Source organism: Nocardia sp. NPDC059195, from assembly GCF_042754695.1.
GTDB lineage: Bacteria > Actinomycetota > Actinomycetes > Mycobacteriales > Mycobacteriaceae > Nocardia.
On sequence record NZ_JBHZBG010000020.1, the window covers coordinates 44,693 to 61,454 of the forward strand.

Genomic DNA, 16,762 nt, shown 5'->3' on the forward strand with positions numbered 1-16,762 from the left:
AACCGGGTTTCAGCCGTACCGGGTTTCAGCCGTACCGGGTTTCAGCCGTACCGGGTTTCAGCCGTACCGGGTTTCAGCCGTACCGGGTTTCAGCCGTACCGGGTTTCAGCCGCGGAGTTTGCGTACCTGAGCCGCGGTGAGATCGGAGAGCACGCCGGGGTCGACGACTTCCGGCGCGGTGACAACAACCTGAACCAGCGTGTTCCCCACCTGCACAAGCGATGTCGCCGACGTGAGCGTGAGTCCTTCGCTGGTGGCGGTCAAGGTGAACGCCGAGCCGGCATCGCCGGCAGGCGGCTGAGCGAGCGCGCTCGTTCGATACTCGATCCGCACCCCGGCGTCGTCGCCCGAGTAGCTGGTGCAGCGCCGAGGCTGAGCCTGGAGCGCGTCGAAGGCCGGGGCCAGCGCCGCGTCCGGATAGCTCGCGGCATCGATATCGATGGTGGCGAAGCTGGGCCCGGCGAACTGCACCGACGCGGCGGCGGCCGACCCCGGCCACTGCTGCGCGATCGGCAAGAGCAGACGCCCACAGTCCGGCGGATTCGTCAGCGCCGCGGGCGGTACCGCGGGCTCGTCGGACTCACCGCGCGGCGGCACCACCGCGAAAGCGCCGGGCAGATCCGTCGCGGCGAGCAGACCGGCCGATAACTGCGCCGCATCGCGAACAACGGCGCCGGTTCCGGGTGCGGCCGTGACCGCGGCGGAGAACGGACCCGATCCCGGCGAGTCCACCGTGTCGTCGGACCCACAGCCCGCGATCGCGGCCAACCCGGCGCATGCCGAAACAGCCGCGCCGACGCGCAGCGAACGTCCCCGCATCATTCCGTCCAGGTAACGCGTGTCGACTGCGTCTGCACCAATGTGCTCACGCTGCGCGCGTCCCGATAGGTCTGCTGTCCACCGATCTCGATGGAACCCGAAACCGGCAGCGGCATACCGAGATCGATGGTGATCGAGCCGACGCCTTCCATCACGTATCCGTCGATGTCGAGCTCACCGGCGTCGTTGGGCAACTCCCACACATTGTCGGTTGGCGTCTGATTCACCTGCAGATCGATGGTGAGCCGGTCGCCCTCCCGGCTGGTGAGCGTGGCCGTGGTGATCTGGTCGAGGGTGACCCCACCGGTGATCTTCTGATGCACCGTCCACACCGCACCGACCCCGACGGGCTGGTCCGGGAACGCGATCGACTGATACACAGCCTGGTAGAAGGCCTGCTCGAGCGCGGCCCGCGCCGTATTCGGGGTGTCCGGTGACGGAGCCATGCGCAGCTCGGTGATCGCACCGAGGTCGCTCATCCCCAAACCGGCGTGTGAACCGTCGGCGGAAGTGAACGCCTTGTTCAGCGCGGGGTCGGGGGTGGTGACCGCGCCGACGGTGAGGTCGACGCCATCGGTGCCTGCGCGCGCGATCATCGGGATGGTCAGCGCGGCGGGTGAGAAGTCGCGGACAGGCTGATCGTTGACCTGCTGCTGGATCTGATAGTCGGTGCGCAGCGTCACTTCCTGGGTGGTGCCCGCGGCATAGCGCGGCCGCAGCAGATCGCGCGGCTCTTCGCCGGGCGAGATCATCGTGGTGACCGCGGCCGAGATCGGCACGGTGACTTCCTTGCCGATGCCGAGCGGCTCGAGGCCATCGACCTCCGCGGCAGGAGCCGAGCGATCGGCACACCCGGCGCCGAAGGTCGCGAACCCGAGCACGAGCGCCACCAGTAACACCCCGGGGCGCGCGATGCGGGGTAAGCGAGATCTAGACAACACCGTCACAGCCATCAGGGTACGACCGCTTCCTGAGTAACACCTGGGACTCCCCGGCACCGCGGCGAAGGCCAGATCACCACTAAGGAATGATGGACGCGTGAGTGAAGACCGGCCAACCGACAACGCTGCTGTCCCCGAGACCGGCGACGACTCAGCGGCACCGGCGGCCGCTGCCGCATCCGAGGCGGCCGAGACGGCGAAACCCGCTGGTCGCCGCCGTTTGCCGATGTTGCTGATCATCGCCGTCGTCCTGTTCGGGCTCGACCTGCTGACCAAGTGCCTCGCGGTCGCTCTGATCGACCCGGGCGAATCGGTACCGATCATCGGCGATTTCGCGCGGTTCACTCTGGTGCGCAACCCGGGCGCGGCGTTCTCGATGGCGACCGGCATGACCTGGCTGCTGACCCTGATCGCCGCCGCGGTGGTGATCGGGGTGATCCGGATCGGGCGCACCCTGCGTTCGCTGTGGTGGGCCATCGGCCTCGGCATGGTGCTCGGCGGGGCGCTGGGCAACCTGGTCGACCGGCTCTTCCGATACCCAGGCCCGCTGCAGGGCCATGTGGTCGACTTCGTCGCCATCGGCTGGTGGCCGGTCTTCAACGTCGCCGACTCGGCCATCGTGTGCGGGGCGATCCTGCTGGTCGCGCTCACCGTGTTCGGTTTCGAACCGGACGGCACCCGCAGCGGTCGCAAACACACCGAGGAGACCGTATGACCGAGTCAGGGCCCGGAGGCGGCAGCTTGCGTAACCACGTAGGGCCCCTCGGGCATACGCAGGAGGACACTGCATGAGAGAAACCAGAACCATGCCCGTCCCCGATGGACTCGACGGGATGCGGGTGGACGCGGGACTCGCCCGCCTGCTCGGCCTCTCGCGGACCACGGTCGTGGCGCTGACCGAGGACGGTTCGGTGCAGATCGACGGGGTCGCCGCGGGTAAGTCCGACCGGCTCACCGCGGGCGCGTGGCTGGAAGTGATCTTCCCCGAACCCAAGCGCGAACTGACGGTCGAGGCCGCCCCGGTCGACGGGATGAACATCCTCTACGCCGACGACGACATCGTCGCCGTCGACAAGCCGATCGGCGTCGCCGCGCACTCCGGTGTCGGCTGGACCGGCCCGACCGTGGTCGGCGGCCTGGCGGCGATGGGTTATCGCATCTCCACTTCGGGCGCGCACGAACGGCAGGGCATCGTGCACCGGCTCGACGTCGGCACCTCCGGTGTGATGGTGGTGGCACAATCCGAACACGCTTACACGATGCTCAAGCGCGCCTTCAAGGAACGCACGGTCGACAAGCAATACCATGCACTCGTGCAGGGACACCCGGATCCGAGCAGCGGCACCATCGACGCGCCGATCGGGCGTGCGCGGGGCAATGCCTGGAAGTTCGCGGTGACCGGTGACGGCAGGCCGAGCGTCACCCATTACGACACCATCGAGGCGTTCCAGGCGGCCAGCCTGCTCGACGTCCACCTCGAGACCGGCCGCACACACCAGATCCGGGTGCACTTCTCCGCGGTGCGCCATCCCTGCGCGGGTGACCTCACCTACGGCGCCGACCCGACGCTGGCCAAACGCCTCGGCCTGGAACGGCAGTGGCTGCACGCACGTCAGCTCGGCTTCCATCATCCCGCCGACGGTCGCTGGCTGGAGATCACCAGCGAGTACCCCGACGATCTGGCGGGCGCCTTGGACGTATTACGCAATGCCTGACGACCCGCGGTCGTCCGAACCGGCGCCGGGTACGGCGCCGGACGACCGCGGGGAACCGCCCGCCGAACAGGCGGGAGTATCGATGGACGACAGCGCGAGCACATCCTCGGAGACACTCGGGAACATGCCCGCGGAGCCGGGATCGCAGGCCGACGACGCCGATGGCCGATTCTCCCGGCGCAATGCCGCCTTCTACGCGATCGCGGCCATCGGCGCGGTGATCCTGCTGGTTGTCGCCTACCGCGAACCGGCGCCCACGTCGGCGGTGGCGACCGATCGGCTGGGGCCCGCACCCGGCGAGCAGGTTCAGCAATACCTCGGCGACGCGCGGGCATCCCTCGGCGGTGCCGGCACCGACCCGCACTGGGCGCTGGTGTCGTTCACCGAATACCTGACGCCCCAACAGATTCCGGCCGTGGCCGATGGGTTGCGGGTTTCCGGGGTGATTCAGCACGTGCCCGTCGAGCGGGTGCAGACACCGGTGATCACGGTCGCCACTCCCGGCGGCGACGAGCCTGCGGTGAATTCCGGCGACGCGGCCGCGGGCTTGGTAGCGGCACAACAGTTCCGCGATCAGCGCAGCGCCGAGATCGCCCATCTCACCGAGACCCGCCTGCGGGCAGGCTGCGCGTGCACGGCCGGCATCGTCGTGCGCGGCACGCTCCCCCAATTACGTGACCTCGCAACACAATCCGGCGTCAGGGCGGTGCAGGCACTGCCCGCCGACGCCGTCGCGGGCCGGTTCGCGGTGAGCCCGTTACTGCCGGGCAGCACCGACACCGTCACCCCGAACCCCGACGACGGCCCGGTTCCGACCGAGTAGCACTGCGGCCCAGTCGACGACGGCCCTTGCATCGCGACGGTGTTCGCCGATGCGGGAGCGGCCTACGGCCGATCGGTGGCGCGGCGCGCATCGGCCAGTCCCCACAGCGCGCGTGCCCGGTCCACGTCGCCGGCTTGGTCGTAGGCACCTGCCATCAATTCGAGCGCACCGGCATCGAGCCGGTCGAGCTGCACGATGAGGTCGGAAAACAGGTCGTCGAGTTCGTCGGGGGTCACCGGGTGGTCCCGAGACGATCCGACAGGGTTACCTCCATAACCGGCAAAGGTACTCCAACACCGAATGCCGGTCCCGCACAAGGGTTCTCGAAATGATTACGGTCGGGTCAGTGATTCCTCACGCTCCCTGCGCACCGACCGGGGGAAAGAACTTGCCCGCGCCGCCGGAGCGCCGCGCCTGCACCCACCACGCCAACTCGACCAGCGCGATGCCGATCACACCGCACACCACCGCGGCCAGTGTCAGGCGCGGGTTGGACGGGTCGAGTTTGAAGAACGCGCGGGTGAACGGGATCGTGAACAGCGCGACGTAGGCCAGCACCGATACCGCGATCAGCACCACCTTCCACCACACATACGGCCGCGCGACCAGCACGAGCACCCACACCGCGATCATGATCAGTGTGATCAGCGCGGTGGTGCCCGCCTGCACCTTCTGCGTTTCCGAGGCTTCCGGTCCGGCGTAGGCGATGAGGTAGGACACGAACGTCGCGACGCCGATCACCACACCCGACGGCACGGCCAGGCGCATCACCCGGCCGACGAAGCCGGTGCGGGCGCGCTCGTTGTTGGGCGCCAGCGAGAGCACGAACGCCGGGATGCCGATGGTGAACCAGGCCGCGATGGTGACGTGGCGCGGCAGGAACGGGTAGCCGATGGGGTCGTAGCCGAAGATCTGCGAACCGACGCCCGCCAGGCCGACGAGGAAGGCCAGCAGCACCGAGTACACGGTCTTGGTGAGGAACAGATTCGAGACGCGTTCGATATTGCCGATCACTCGGCGACCCTCCCCCACCACATACGGCAGGGTCGCGAATTTGTTGTCCAGCAACACGATCTGCGCCACCGCGCGGGTCGCCGGGCTACCGGCGCCCATCGCGACACCGATATCGGCATCCTTGAGCGCCAGCACGTCGTTGACGCCGTCACCGGTCATGGCGACGGTGTGCCCGCGCGACTGCAACGCGCCGACCATGGCGCGCTTCTGGTCGGGACGGACACGGCCGAAGGTGGTTTCGCGATCGAGGACGTCGGCGAGGGCGGCCGGATCGTCGGGCAGGGTGCGCGCGTCGACGGCGTGGTCACCGCCGGGCAGGTCGAGCGAGGAGGCGACCGCACCGACGGACACGGCATTGTCGCCGGAGATCACCTTGATCGAGACCTGCTGGCTCGCGAAGTATTCCAGGGTTTCCTTGGCGTCGGGGCGCACCTTCTGCTCGAGCACCACCAGCGCGGCGGGCTCGACCCGGCCGGGCGCGTCGTCAGCGTCGACCGGACGGTCGCTGCGTGCCAGCAGCAGCACCCGCAGACCCGACGAGCCGAGCTGCTCGGCGTGGGCGGCGTCGGCGGAGGCGGGATCGAGCAGCACGTCGGCGGCGCCGAGCAGCCAATCACCGTGGGCGCCATAGGAAATACCGCTCCACTTCTTGGCCGAGGAGAACGGCGCGATGGCGGTCTGCGACCAGCTGGGCGAGTCGGGCAGCGCTTCGGCGATGGCCTGGACACTGGCGTTGGGGCGCGGGTCGTCGCTCGCGAGCGCCGCCAGCGCGGCCTGCACCTGCGCCTCGTCGAACGCGCCGAGCGGTTCGACCTGCGCCAGGCGCATGCCGTTCTCGGTGAGGGTGCCGGTCTTGTCGGCGCACACCACGTCGACGCGGGCCAGGCCCTCGATCGCGGGCAGTTCCTGCACCAGGCACTGACGTTGACCCAGGCGAACCACACCGACCGCGAAGGCGATCGAGGTCATCAGCACCAGGCCCTCGGGGACCATCGGTACCAGTGCGGCCACCATCCCGGTCACGGCGGGACGCCACGATTCCCCGCTCGAGACCAGCTGGTTGTAGATGCTGAGCAGACCGGCCGGGATGAGCAGGTAGGTGATGAATTTCAGGATCTTGTCGATGCCCGAACGCAATTCGGAGTGCACCAGCGTGAACTTGCTGGCTTCCTCGGCCAGTTTCGCGGCGTAGGCGTCCTTGCCGACCTTGGTCGCGCGGTACGCGCCCGAACCCGACACCACGAAGCTGCCCGACATCACCGGCGCGCCGATGCCCTTGTCGATCGGGTCGGCCTCACCGGTCAGCAGCGACTCGTCGATCTCCAGCGCGGCGGCCTCTTCGACCTCGCCGTCGACCACGATCTGATCGCCGGGGCCGAGCTCGATCAGATCGTCGAGGACCACCTCGCCGGGCGCGATCTGCTCGGCGACGCCGTCGCGGCGCACCGTCGGCTTGGCCTGGCTGACGATCGCCAGCTCGTCCAGGGTTCGCTTGGCCCTGACCTCCTGGATGATGCCGACCGCGCTGTTGGCCACGATGAGCAGACCGAACATGCCGTCGATGATCGAGCCGGTCGAGAGCACCAGCAGGAACAGCACGCCGAGAATGGCATTGATGCGGGTGAGGACATTCGCGCGGACGATCTCGCCGACCGAACGACTCGCCCTGGCCGGGACGTCGTTGGTGCGCCCGTCGCGGCGGCGCTCATCGACCTGTGCTGTGGTGAGCCCGGCGGCCGCGGGTTCCTGCACGGATAGGGACATGCTCGAAAGATTAGCCGGTCGTATCATGGGATGAATGCAGCGCAGCTCATCCCCGCCCGGTGTCGTTTTCGGTGCGGGGGCCTACCTCATCTGGGGTTCGTTCGCCGCCTTCTTCGGGCTGCTGTCGTTCGCCTCGCCGGTCGAAGTGGTGGCGCAGCGGATCGTCTGGACGCTGGTGGTGGTGCTGCTCGCGCTCACGCTGACCGGGCGGCTTGGCAGCTTGCGCGGGATCGATGCCAGGACCTGGCGAATGGCCGCCGCCGCCTCGGCGGCGTTGTCGCTGAACTGGGGTGTGTACGTCTTCGGCGTCACCACCGGGCACATCGTGGAATGCGCGCTCGGCTACTTCATCAATCCGCTGGTCACCGTCGCCATCGGGGTGTTGCTGTTCCGGGAGCGGCTCACCAGGGCGCAGTGGGTGGCGCTGGGGTTGGGTGCGCTGGCGGTGGTGGTGTTGACCGTCGATTACGGCAGGCCGCCGGTGATCGCGTTGATCCTGGCCGGCTCGTTCGCCACCTACGGACTGGTGAAGAAGGTGATCCGGCTCGACGCGCTCCCCGGCATCGCGGCCGAAGGCATCGTGGCCGTGCCGTTCGCGCTGGCGTTCCTGATCGTCTTGATGGCCACCGGCCGTAGTGAAATGACCTCCAGCCCCGCCCATTTCGGTCTCATGCTCGCCACCGGGCCGGTCACCCTGCTGCCGCTGCTGCTGTTCGCAGTGGCGGCCAAGCGGGTCCCGCTCTCGACCATGGGCATCCTGCAATACCTCACCCCGGCCCTGCAGATGGCCTGGGGAGTGGCGGTCATGCACGAACCCATGCCCGCGTCGCGCTGGGCCGGATTCGCCCTGATCTGGACGGCGTTGGCGGTGTTCACCACCGACGCCCTGCTGCGGGGTCGCCGCAACCGGCAGCTCTCGGTGGCCGAGGCAACGGACGCGACCACGCATTAGCTCGATTCGGTGTCACCCCGGCGCGACTCGCCGGTGGATCACATGCCGACCGGTAGGCTCGCTAATCGGACAATCGGCTAGTGGGCACCCGAGAGAGGTGGGTTCTGTGCACGATGCGGGGTACTCGGATCGGGTCGCCGGCGTGCTGGTGGGAACCGCGGCCGGTGATGCGCTGGGGGCGGGCTACGAGTTCACTCATCCGGGGCCGGACACGGTGATCGACATGATCGGTGGCGGGGTATTCAACTGGGCGCCGGGTGAGTGGACCGACGATACGTCGATGGCCGTAGCCGTAGCGGTAGCCGCTGCCAACGGGCCGGGCATCGATCTCGACGCGGTCGCGGCCGGATTCGTCTCCTGGTACGACTCGAAGCCGCCCGACATCGGGAATCAGACTCGAACTGTGTTGTCCGCCAGGCCTTCCTCCGCGCTGGACATGCAAACCGTGGCGATGTCGATGACCGGACGAACCGGGGGCAACGGGTCGCTGATGCGCACCGCGCCGGTCGCGTTGGCCTATCTCGACGACGCCGCGGAATGCGTGGCGGCGGCGGGCCGGGTCGGACTGCTCACGCACTACGACGAGAACGCCGTCGAGGCGTGCAAGATGTGGACCTACGCGATCCGGCATGCCGTGCTGAACGCCGATTTCCACGGGGTTCGCGAATATGTCAGCGGCTCACCACAATCCGCGTACTGGACCGAACGTCTCGACGAAGCGGAGAAGGGCACGCCCGCCGACTTCCCGAACAACGGCTGGGTGGTGCACGCCCTTCAGACCGCGTGGTGGGCGATCACCACCACCGATCCCACTACGCCCGAACAGCTTCCGCTCGCCTTGGAGGCGTGCGTGCGCGCGGGAAACGACACCGACACCACCGCGGCCATCGCGGGCGGACTGCTCGGCGCCCGCTGGGGTGCCTCGGCCGTGCCTGCCCGCTGGCGCGCCATCCTCCACGGCTACCCCGGACTCACCGGCGCCGATCTCCCGGACCTAGCCCTGCGTATCGCCACCAACTCCCGGTAGCAGCCCGCGAACGCTTCGACGACAACCGGACAGGCACGCTGCCCGGATGGGTTTACTCTCCCCGACCGACTCGAGCCACCATAGATGCGCGACGGCATCGCGCCGATGTGCCGCCGCCTCGGAGCCGCCACAGTCGGGCATGGAGGCCCGTCTCGCTTTACGTTCCCGCATAGGGCGCGGAGCGGGAACGTCGGTGGCTGAACCGGCCGAGTGCCGACGCCACAGGGGTAACCTCGACACTCGACCGGCGAACTACCAAGCGGTGATGATGGGGCCGGGAGTCCATGTGCCCCAGCGGTTGTCGGAGTTGATATCCACCTTCGCGGGGGTGGCGGTGGTGTCGAGGGGGAGGTATTGCTCGAGGGAGCCCCAGTCCCGGTCCCAGTCGTTGTTCAGGTACGTCGGCAGGGTGCGGGCGGTGAACAGGAGCTGGGTCCAGCCGAGTGGGCCGCCGCCGTCGTGGCCCTGCCAGAGGTTGGTGATGGTGGCGCCGTTGCGGTCGGGCAGGATGCGGTATTCGGGGAGCTCGGCGATGCCGTTGTAGGTCGGCATCTGGTTCTGGCACGGGAAGTGCAGTCCCACAGCCCAATCCAGCAGGACCGGGGCGGTGCGGCCGACGAGTGCGCTGAGCGTGGTGGTCTGCGGCATGCGCGGCGGGGTGACCGCGAGCCACTGGTCGGGGCCGAGATCCTTGTCGGCGGCGACCAAGCGGACAACGCTCGTATCGGAGGGCAGCTGGTCCATCGGGATACGCAGATTGCGCCACATCGGCGCCGGGCCGATATCGGTCGGAGCGATCTGGCCCGCCACGGTGACGGTGCCGTCAGCCGCGGCGGTGCCGTACTCGATGGCCAGCTCCTGGCCGGGGTGGACGATACCGTCGGCGTCGACCGAGCGGATCCGGCCTGCCACCGACATCGCGAGCAGCGGGCCGCGCGGGCCGTCCGGTAGGCGGAACCAGCCCGTTGTCAGCGCGGCGGGTTCCTGGGCGCCGGAGCGGTAGCTACCGAGGACGGGGGTGGTCACGGGGTCGAGTCCGAACGGCAGTTGCAACGAGCCCTGCCGCGATTCCGAGCCGGCCGAGGTCGAGGCGTCCCGCAGTTCGTCGGGATCGTCGGACACCGAATTCGCTTGGCCGGTGGTCGATTCCACCTCGTCGGAGGTGAGCACCGGCGCGACGCCGTCGGCCCGGAAGCCGGTCGACTCGGTGCCGTTCATCGTGGTGATCATGTCGCCGGACAGCGGCGCGAGCATCGAGGCGTTCGGATCGGTTTCGACGAGCACCTCGTCGGCCATGCCACACCCACCGGCGAAAGCAGCGGAGAGATTGGAGCCGGCAAGGGAGTACGCGGGGTACTGGGCGACGGTGGCCTTGGCGAAGGACGCCACTTCGAACAGCACCATCATCGCGGCCGCGATGGCCAGGATGGGCAACCCGGCCACACGCCCCACCTTGGCCTTCGGGTTGAGGTTCGGGTGAATGTGGAACCACGCGGCCACGGCGAGCGCCAACACGGTCAGGCCGACGAACAAGGTCGAGACGCCGTAGCCCGCCACGGTCGGCGGCTTGTCCCACCAGGGGATTCCCCACGAGGAGACGTACCAGTACCCGTTGGCACCGACCCAGGTCATAGCGAGGGCGAAGAAGACACCCGCGGCGAACAGCGCGCGATTGCGCATCGGCCGCAGGACTTCCGAGCTCACCGCGACCGCGGTCACCGCGGCGACACAGGTGGCAAGGCCCGCGAACACACCGAACTGGTGGGTCCACTTGGTGGGCGAGAACATCATCAGCACCATGGCGGCGAGAGTGATGCCGAGCATCCGCCGGACCGGACCGACCGCGGTGCCGGGGATATGGCCGCCGCGGCGCAACATGATCGCAGTGCAGACGATCAGGCCGATCAGCATCGCGAAGACACCGAACCGCCTGGTCAGCCAGCCGTCGGCGTTGAGTTGCAGCAGGTACTGGTAGCGCAGGAATTCGAAGAACCAGGACTCACCCGGCCCGATCACGTTGTGCACGGCGAACATCTCCCGCACACCGGCGAAGGTCCGGTCCGCGAAGACGACAGTGAGCACCACCGTGCCCGCAGCCAGGATCGGCAGCAACTGCGCCAGGTAGCCCACCGACTTCGACCGCGCCACGATCATCGCGGTGACCACACGCGCACCGGCCACCAGCGCACCGAGGCAGATCAGGCCCGACGGTGCGCCGGTGAGGGTGAACGCGGCCACGATCACCGCGACGGCGAACGGCACGAGCCGCCGGGTCGCGATCGCTCGTTCGACCGACACCCAGGTGACCAGAACACCCAGCGCGACAACGAATTCCGCACGCAGACCGTTGTTGTAGGGCAGCCAGAAGGCCAGGAAGACGAAGGCAGCGGTCCAGGTGGCCACGCGTTCGCGGCGCAGTGCCACGCCGAGGCGGGGTAGCACCTCACGGCTGATCAACCACCAGGTGAGCACCCCAGCGCCGAGAGCGGGCAGCCGGACCAGCGGGCTGACCGCGGAGATGTGGGTGAGCCAGCCGATGATGTCGACGTAGGGGGTGTAGAACGGGCCCTCGTCGACGCTGAACCAGCGGTAGTAGTTGGACATGTTGCCCGAGCTGCTCGCACCCCTCGCCATGCCGAGGATGTAGCCGTCGTCGGAGGTGTTGGCGCCGATGAAATGCCAGACGAGCAGGACCGAGAACACCAGCCAGTCGACGGGACGCAGCCGCCACCAGCGTTGCGGCAGGAATCGGCGCGCGGAGCGGCCGTCGAGGGCGTCGAGACGGTGCAGGGCGAACAGCGACACCGCCGTCGCCAGCAGGCACAGCACGATCGCGGCCAGTTTGAGCCAGGTCGGCGAGGACGTGTAGCGGGCGTCGACGTCGACGCGCACCGCGAGGTCCGCGGGGGCGGCACCGGTCAGCTCACTGAACACGCCGACGACCTGCGGACGCAGATCAGCGGCCACCGCGGCGCCGGACGCGGTGAGACCTGTTGTGGTGACCGAGGATTGCTGCGGCGTGATCGCGATCGTCAGCGCGCAGGAGCGGTCGAGCACCTCGGCCAGCGGCGCCGTCCACACCAGGGTCGAGCGCGAGACCACGTCCACCCGGCCGGGTCGTTCGGCGGTATCGGCGACCACCTTGACGACGAAGCCGTACTTCTCCATGTCGGCCGACTGACGCGGCACGGTGGAGACAGCGACACCGCCGGTCGCGGCAAGGGAACTCAACGCGGCGCACGGCACCGTCGCCGACAGGGCGGCGGGCGCGTAGGCGATGAGCGGCGATTCGACCGCGGCGGGCGATCCCTGCTGGGGCCAGGACACCGTCGCGGCGTCGACCCGGACGGGCAGGAACGGGATCACCGCGGCACTGAGAATGCCGATCAGTCCCGCGACGATCGCGACGATGCGCGCCCACCCCGCGCGATCACGTCGCGTCGGCTCCGAAACACCCTTGGGCGGATGCCCCTGCCGCACGATCGTCTCTACCACGGGGCCCGATAGTAGCCGCGCCACCGACAGCAGGCGAAACACCATCGCGACTCGCACGCGAAAGCCCCGTCCGGAAACGTCCGAACGGGGCTGAAGCGAGGAAGATCAGGGGCAGGCGACCGAGGTCTGACCCAGGTTGGTCATCATGCCGCAGGCCCACGACTTCTGGACCTTCCACTTGCCGTCCTCGGCCACGAACGGCACGTCGACGACATTGGTCTGACCGTTGACCGTGAAGTTGGCCTTCGCGTTGACACTGTCACCGAAGGAGGTCACCTCGGTGACCTGCACCACGACATTGGCGTCCGAGGCGGCCTGGGCCAAGCGGTTCGGCAGCTCGGGATCGGCCTCGCCGCCCTGCACGAAGTCCAGCTTCTGATCATTGGGGACCGACGGATCCAGCGCGGTGGTGAGCTGGGCGTTGAGCTGCTCCACAGTCGGCACGGGAGGCAGGTCCGCGGCCGCCGAAGTCTCAGCCTTGGCGCTGGTGGTGGTTTTGGCGGCGGGCTTGTCACCCTTGTCGTCGCTGCACGCGCTCAGGCCGAGGGCGGCGACCACGGCCAGTCCGGCGATCGCTACACGTCCGGTCGTACGAAGCTTCAACTGCTCGTCCTTTGCGTTCGAGGTGGGAGTGGTTCCATCGCGGTAGTCGAGGCTACTCCTCAGGCGAGACTGTCGAGCGGATCGGCCCGTGTCAGCCCCGTGTCGTCGGCTGGAAAGGTACGCGCCGCACCGGGACCTGTCGAGCTGGTCTCGAAACGCACGGTCACCACGCCGTAACCCGCACCCTGCACCCAGCCGTGCCCGAAGTCCGGATGACTCACATCCATACCCGGAAACCACAGGCCCGCAGGCATACTCGGCTGTTCCGCCGGCGGGGGCGCGGTGTCGGCGACAGTGCCGAGATCGTCGGGCACCGCCTGATCCAGTTCGGGGAACAGCGATTCCTGGCGTACCAGCGACAAACCGCCGTAACCGACACCGACGAGGCGGATCGGGCCGAGCTCGGCCGGATCGATCGCGGAGCGTTGCGCGGCCGCGGCCAGGGTGGTCAGGTCGGCGGTGGCGTAGGGCAGGGTGAACGACCTGGTCACGATGCCCATATCCGACTTCCTGAGCTTGAGGACCACGGTGCGGGCGGCGCGGCCGTCGCGTTCGAGCCTGCGATGCGCCGAGGCTGCCATCGCGGTGACGGCGGCGCGCAAGTCGGTCATGGTGACGATGTCGCGTTCGTAGGTGTTCTCGGCGCTGATCTGCTTGGCCTCGGCGCGCTCGGTGACCGGGCGGTCGTCGATCCCACGCGCGAGCCGGTGCAGTGCGGCGCCCATGCTGCCACCGAGGGTCGAGACGGCCTCCGACTCCGGCAGTGCGGCGAACGCGCCGACCGTCTCGATGCCGAGGCTGCGCAGCCTCGCCTCGGCCACCGGACCGATCCCCCACAGTTTGCGCACCGGCAGCGCGGCGAGCAGCTCGCCCTGTTCCGACGGTGAAATGACCCGCATACCATCGGGTTTGGCGAGGCCGGAGCCGATTTTGGCGAGTTGTTTCCCGGTCGCCGCGCCGATCGAGGCCGTGAGCCCGGTCTGCGCTCGAACGAGAGCGCGCAGCATCGCGCAATAGTCCTCGACCGAGGCGACACTCGCGCCCGCCAACTCGGCCGGTTCGGCGAAGGCCTCGTCGAATGACAGCGTCTCGAGCACCGGAACACAGCTGCGCAACGCGTCGAACACCTGCGCGCTCAGTACCGAGTACAGCGCGCCGCGCGGCGGCACCACCACCGCCGATACACCGATCAGGCGCCGGGCCTGATGCATCGGCATCGCCGAGCGCGCGCCGTAGACCCGAGCCTCGTAGCTGGCCCCCGCGACGACACCGCGCTGGGTCGCCCCACCGACGAGAACCGGGCGGCCACGCAATGTGGGTCTGGTCAATTGTTCGACCGAGGCGAAGAACGCGTCCATATCGATGTGCAGCACCCAGCGACGGGCGGTGACCGCCGCATCGGGCCTGGCCGGGGCCACGGCGGCAGGAGTGTGAGTGCTCACGAGGCGCAATCTACGCCGGTCCACCGACAATTCCTCGAGCCCGTTGCCAGCCGTCGCACACCGATGACACAGCCGAATATGTGATGATCGGGGGATGAAGATCCGCAAGGCTGTCATTCCGGCGGCGGGAATCGGCTCCCGGCTGCTTCCGCTGACCAAGGCGACGCCGAAGGAGATGCTGCCGGTCGGGGACAAACCGGTCATCGAGCACACGGTGCGTGAACTGGTCGCCTCCGGGATCACCGACATCACCATCGTCGTGAGCAGCGGCAAGTCGCTCATCCAGGATCACTTCCGGCCGAATCCGGCGCTGGTCGCACAGCTACGCGCCGACGGCAAGTCCGCCTACGCCGATGCGGTGGAGGAGGTGGGCGAGCTCTCCCGCGAGGGCCACATCACCTACCTCGACCAGCACGGCCCGTACGGCAACGGCACGCCGGTGCTCAACGCGGCGCGCCACCTCGGCGACGAACCGATGCTGGTGCTGTGGCCCGACGATGTGTTCGTCGCCGAAGTACCGCGCGCCCAGCAGCTGATCACCGCCTACGAATCCACCGGGTGCCCGGTGTTGGCGCTGCTGCCGATGTCGCCGGGTGAATCGCAGCGCTACGGCGTGCCGGTGGTGCGCGAGGACCTCGACGACGGATTGCTTCGCATCTCCGGCCTGATGGAGAAGCCCAAGCCCGAAGACGCGCCGTCGGCCTACGCGGCGATCGGTGGGTATGTCGTGACACCGGGCATCATCGACGAACTGCGCACCCAGACCGAGAAGTGGTACACCCACCAGACCGGCGAGGTGTATCTGACCAATGCGATCAACAATTACGCCGCCGAGCACGCGGTGTACGGCCAGGTCATCCAGGGCCGCTGGTACGACACCGGCAACCCGGCCGACTACCTGGTAGCCCAGTTCGCCTCGGCCCTGGCCCATCCCGAATACGGCCCGCTGTTGCGTCAACTGGTGGACTGAAAGCTCTTTTCGCGGCCCGCCCTATTTCTGGACTGACCAGAGGGTCACGAATTTCAGCACCCTTCCAGCATGTTCGAGAACGCTCAGGCGATGAGGGTCAATGCCGCACGAATACCGGCGCGCACCGTGTCGTTGTCGCCGACGCCGCCGCTGATGGTGACGCCGTCGCGGGTGAGGAGTAGGGCGCGAGCCGCGTCATCGGGCGCGGCATGGCCGCCCGCGCGGAGGTGTTCGGCCATCAGTTCGCGGAACCAAGTGCGGTAGTCGTCGACCACCCGGCGCACCGGGTGTTCCGGGTCGGGGAATTCGACGGCGGCATTGAGGAAGGGGCAGCCGCGGAAGCCGGGGCCGCAGCTGATGTCACTGAGCGTGTCGAAGATGGTGGTGATGGTGGCGAAGCCTTCGCCTGGCACCGATTCCAGCGCGCCGCGCTGGCGTGCGTACTCGCGCTGCAAATAGGCGACCACCAGGTCTTCTTTGGTCTTGAAGTGCCGGTAGAACGTGGCCTTGGCGATGCCGGCCTCGGCGATGATCCGGTCGATACCGACCGTGTGGACCCCCTCGGCATAGAACAACCGGGTTGCCGTGTCGAGCAGACGTTCACGAGCCGCACTCATGGCCTGACCTGTGTCCTTTCCGGGAATCAGCGCTTCCCCTTGACGATATCAGACAGGTCTGTCTACTCTGATAATCAGAAGTGAACAGACAAGTCTGTCTAGGAGGACACCATGGCACCTATCTACACCGCGGTCGCAACCTCGGTCGGCCGCGACGGCCGTTCCTACACCGATGACGGCGTGCTCGATCTGACGCTCGCCCGCCCCAAGGAGATGGGCGGCGACGGCGCGGGCACCAACCCGGAGCAGCTCTTCGCGGCGGGCTATTCGGCCTGTTTCGCCAGTGCGCTGCAGCTGGTCGCCAAGCGGATGAAGATCGACGCCGACGACGCGTCGGTGACCGCCGAGGTCGGTTTGAATCCCCTCGAGGGCGGTCGGTTCGGGCTCTCGGTCGTGCTGCGCGTGGAACTGCCCGAGCACCTGCACAACGAGCAGGGGCAGCAACTCATCGAGACCACCCACCAGGTGTGCCCGTACTCCAACGCCACCCGGGGCAACATCCCGGTGGAACTGATTGTCGAGTAGGTCCACCAACTAAGTCCACCAAATAAGAAAGGTCCGGGCTCTGAATGCCCGGACC

At 68.2% G+C, this 16,762-nt stretch carries 15 protein-coding genes; 7 read left to right on the plus strand and 8 right to left on the minus strand.

Annotated features, from left to right (window positions below; genetic code table 11):
- Positions 1-105 precede the first annotated feature (105 nt).
- Both ACFXKN_RS23330 and ACFXKN_RS23335 read right to left on the minus strand, forming a co-directional pair.
- Positions 106-822, minus strand: coding sequence for a hypothetical protein (locus ACFXKN_RS23330; RefSeq protein ID WP_379433801.1), 717 nt, complete (start codon positions 820-822; stop codon positions 106-108).
- Entirely contained in the window at positions 819-1,772 is a 954-nt protein-coding gene (locus ACFXKN_RS23335) for a hypothetical protein (RefSeq protein WP_379433802.1), read from the minus strand. The genes ACFXKN_RS23330 and ACFXKN_RS23335 overlap by 4 nt, the downstream gene beginning before the upstream one ends.
- Before the next feature lie 85 nt (positions 1,773-1,857).
- Between ACFXKN_RS23335 and lspA the strand changes: the two genes are divergently transcribed.
- The 3 genes from lspA to ACFXKN_RS23350 all read left to right on the plus strand — a co-directional run bounded on the left by lspA (position 1,858) and on the right by ACFXKN_RS23350 (position 4,298).
- Entirely contained in the window at positions 1,858-2,475 is a 618-nt protein-coding gene (gene lspA / locus ACFXKN_RS23340; RefSeq protein WP_378969606.1) for a signal peptidase II, read from the plus strand.
- Between the two features lie 73 nt (positions 2,476-2,548).
- Positions 2,549-3,475 carry an RluA family pseudouridine synthase gene (locus ACFXKN_RS23345; RefSeq protein ID WP_378969611.1) on the plus strand — a complete coding sequence of 309 codons (927 nt, stop codon included), beginning with the start codon at positions 2,549-2,551 and terminating at the stop codon, positions 3,473-3,475.
- A 124-nt stretch (positions 3,476-3,599) separates the two neighbouring features.
- The gene (locus ACFXKN_RS23350) at positions 3,600-4,298 is read left to right on the plus strand and encodes a hypothetical protein (protein WP_379433803.1); all 699 of its coding nucleotides are present in this window, start codon (positions 3,600-3,602) and stop codon (positions 4,296-4,298) included.
- 62 nt (positions 4,299-4,360) lie between these two features.
- Here the strand turns inward: ACFXKN_RS23350 and ACFXKN_RS23355 are convergent, their stop codons facing one another.
- Positions 4,361-4,534 carry a hypothetical protein gene (locus tag ACFXKN_RS23355; RefSeq protein WP_379433804.1) on the minus strand — a complete coding sequence of 58 codons (174 nt, stop codon included), beginning with the start codon at positions 4,532-4,534 and terminating at the stop codon, positions 4,361-4,363.
- 118 nt (positions 4,535-4,652) lie between these two features.
- A complete protein-coding gene (locus ACFXKN_RS23360; protein WP_379433805.1) occupies positions 4,653-7,076 on the minus strand; it encodes an HAD-IC family P-type ATPase in 2,424 nt (807 codons plus the stop codon).
- Between the two features lie 34 nt (positions 7,077-7,110).
- Here ACFXKN_RS23360 and rarD point away from each other — a divergent pair, with 34 nt between their 5' ends.
- Positions 7,111-8,028 (plus strand): EamA family transporter RarD, encoded by a 918-nt coding sequence (rarD, locus tag ACFXKN_RS23365; RefSeq protein ID WP_379433806.1) that lies wholly within the window; start codon positions 7,111-7,113, stop codon positions 8,026-8,028.
- Between the two features lie 97 nt (positions 8,029-8,125).
- The gene (locus ACFXKN_RS23370; protein ID WP_379433807.1) at positions 8,126-9,055 is read left to right on the plus strand and encodes an ADP-ribosylglycohydrolase family protein; all 930 of its coding nucleotides are present in this window, start codon (positions 8,126-8,128) and stop codon (positions 9,053-9,055) included.
- 252 nt (positions 9,056-9,307) lie between these two features.
- Here the strand turns inward: ACFXKN_RS23370 and ACFXKN_RS23375 are convergent, their stop codons facing one another.
- From ACFXKN_RS23375 to ACFXKN_RS23385, 3 genes are all read right to left on the minus strand, one after another.
- A complete protein-coding gene (locus ACFXKN_RS23375; protein WP_378969642.1) occupies positions 9,308-12,550 on the minus strand; it encodes an arabinosyltransferase domain-containing protein in 3,243 nt (1,080 codons plus the stop codon).
- 105 nt (positions 12,551-12,655) lie between these two features.
- The gene (locus ACFXKN_RS23380; protein WP_378969647.1) at positions 12,656-13,153 is read right to left on the minus strand and encodes a hypothetical protein; all 498 of its coding nucleotides are present in this window, start codon (positions 13,151-13,153) and stop codon (positions 12,656-12,658) included.
- 59 nt (positions 13,154-13,212) lie between these two features.
- A complete protein-coding gene (locus tag ACFXKN_RS23385; RefSeq protein WP_378969963.1) occupies positions 13,213-14,511 on the minus strand; it encodes a DNA polymerase IV in 1,299 nt (432 codons plus the stop codon).
- A gap of 178 nt (positions 14,512-14,689) precedes the next feature.
- On the opposite strand from ACFXKN_RS23385, the gene ACFXKN_RS23390 reads away from it, so the two are divergent.
- Positions 14,690-15,565 carry a UTP--glucose-1-phosphate uridylyltransferase gene (locus ACFXKN_RS23390; protein ID WP_379433808.1) on the plus strand — a complete coding sequence of 292 codons (876 nt, stop codon included), beginning with the start codon at positions 14,690-14,692 and terminating at the stop codon, positions 15,563-15,565.
- A gap of 83 nt (positions 15,566-15,648) precedes the next feature.
- On the opposite strand, the gene ACFXKN_RS23395 is transcribed toward ACFXKN_RS23390, so the two are convergent.
- Complete coding sequence (locus ACFXKN_RS23395; protein ID WP_378969658.1) at positions 15,649-16,182, minus strand: TetR/AcrR family transcriptional regulator; 534 nt, start codon at positions 16,180-16,182, stop codon at positions 15,649-15,651.
- A 111-nt stretch (positions 16,183-16,293) separates the two neighbouring features.
- Between ACFXKN_RS23395 and ACFXKN_RS23400 the strand changes: the two genes are divergently transcribed.
- Positions 16,294-16,707, plus strand: a complete 414-nt coding sequence (locus tag ACFXKN_RS23400; RefSeq protein WP_378969664.1) for an organic hydroperoxide resistance protein — start codon at positions 16,294-16,296, stop codon at positions 16,705-16,707.
- Positions 16,708-16,762 lie beyond the last annotated feature (55 nt).

What these genes read in the sequence shown, in the direction of transcription:
- ACFXKN_RS23330 (WP_379433801.1), bottom strand. Translation starts at nt 822, where the DNA reads ATGATGCGGGGACGTTCGCTGCGCGTCGGCGCGGCTGTTTCGGCATGC.
- ACFXKN_RS23335 (WP_379433802.1), bottom strand. Translation starts at nt 1,772, where the DNA reads ATGGCTGTGACGGTGTTGTCTAGATCTCGCTTACCCCGCATCGCGCGC.
- ACFXKN_RS23345 (WP_378969611.1), top strand. Translation starts at nt 2,549, where the DNA reads ATGAGAGAAACCAGAACCATGCCCGTCCCCGATGGACTCGACGGGATG.
- ACFXKN_RS23350 (WP_379433803.1), top strand. Translation starts at nt 3,600, where the DNA reads ATGCCCGCGGAGCCGGGATCGCAGGCCGACGACGCCGATGGCCGATTC.
- ACFXKN_RS23360 (WP_379433805.1), bottom strand. Translation starts at nt 7,076, where the DNA reads ATGTCCCTATCCGTGCAGGAACCCGCGGCCGCCGGGCTCACCACAGCA.
- rarD (WP_379433806.1), top strand. Translation starts at nt 7,111, where the DNA reads ATGCAGCGCAGCTCATCCCCGCCCGGTGTCGTTTTCGGTGCGGGGGCC.
- ACFXKN_RS23385 (WP_378969963.1), bottom strand. Translation starts at nt 14,511, where the DNA reads ATGGACGCGTTCTTCGCCTCGGTCGAACAATTGACCAGACCCACATTG.
- ACFXKN_RS23390 (WP_379433808.1), top strand. Translation starts at nt 14,690, where the DNA reads ATGAAGATCCGCAAGGCTGTCATTCCGGCGGCGGGAATCGGCTCCCGG.
- ACFXKN_RS23395 (WP_378969658.1), bottom strand. Translation starts at nt 16,182, where the DNA reads ATGAGTGCGGCTCGTGAACGTCTGCTCGACACGGCAACCCGGTTGTTC.
- ACFXKN_RS23400 (WP_378969664.1), top strand. Translation starts at nt 16,294, where the DNA reads ATGGCACCTATCTACACCGCGGTCGCAACCTCGGTCGGCCGCGACGGC.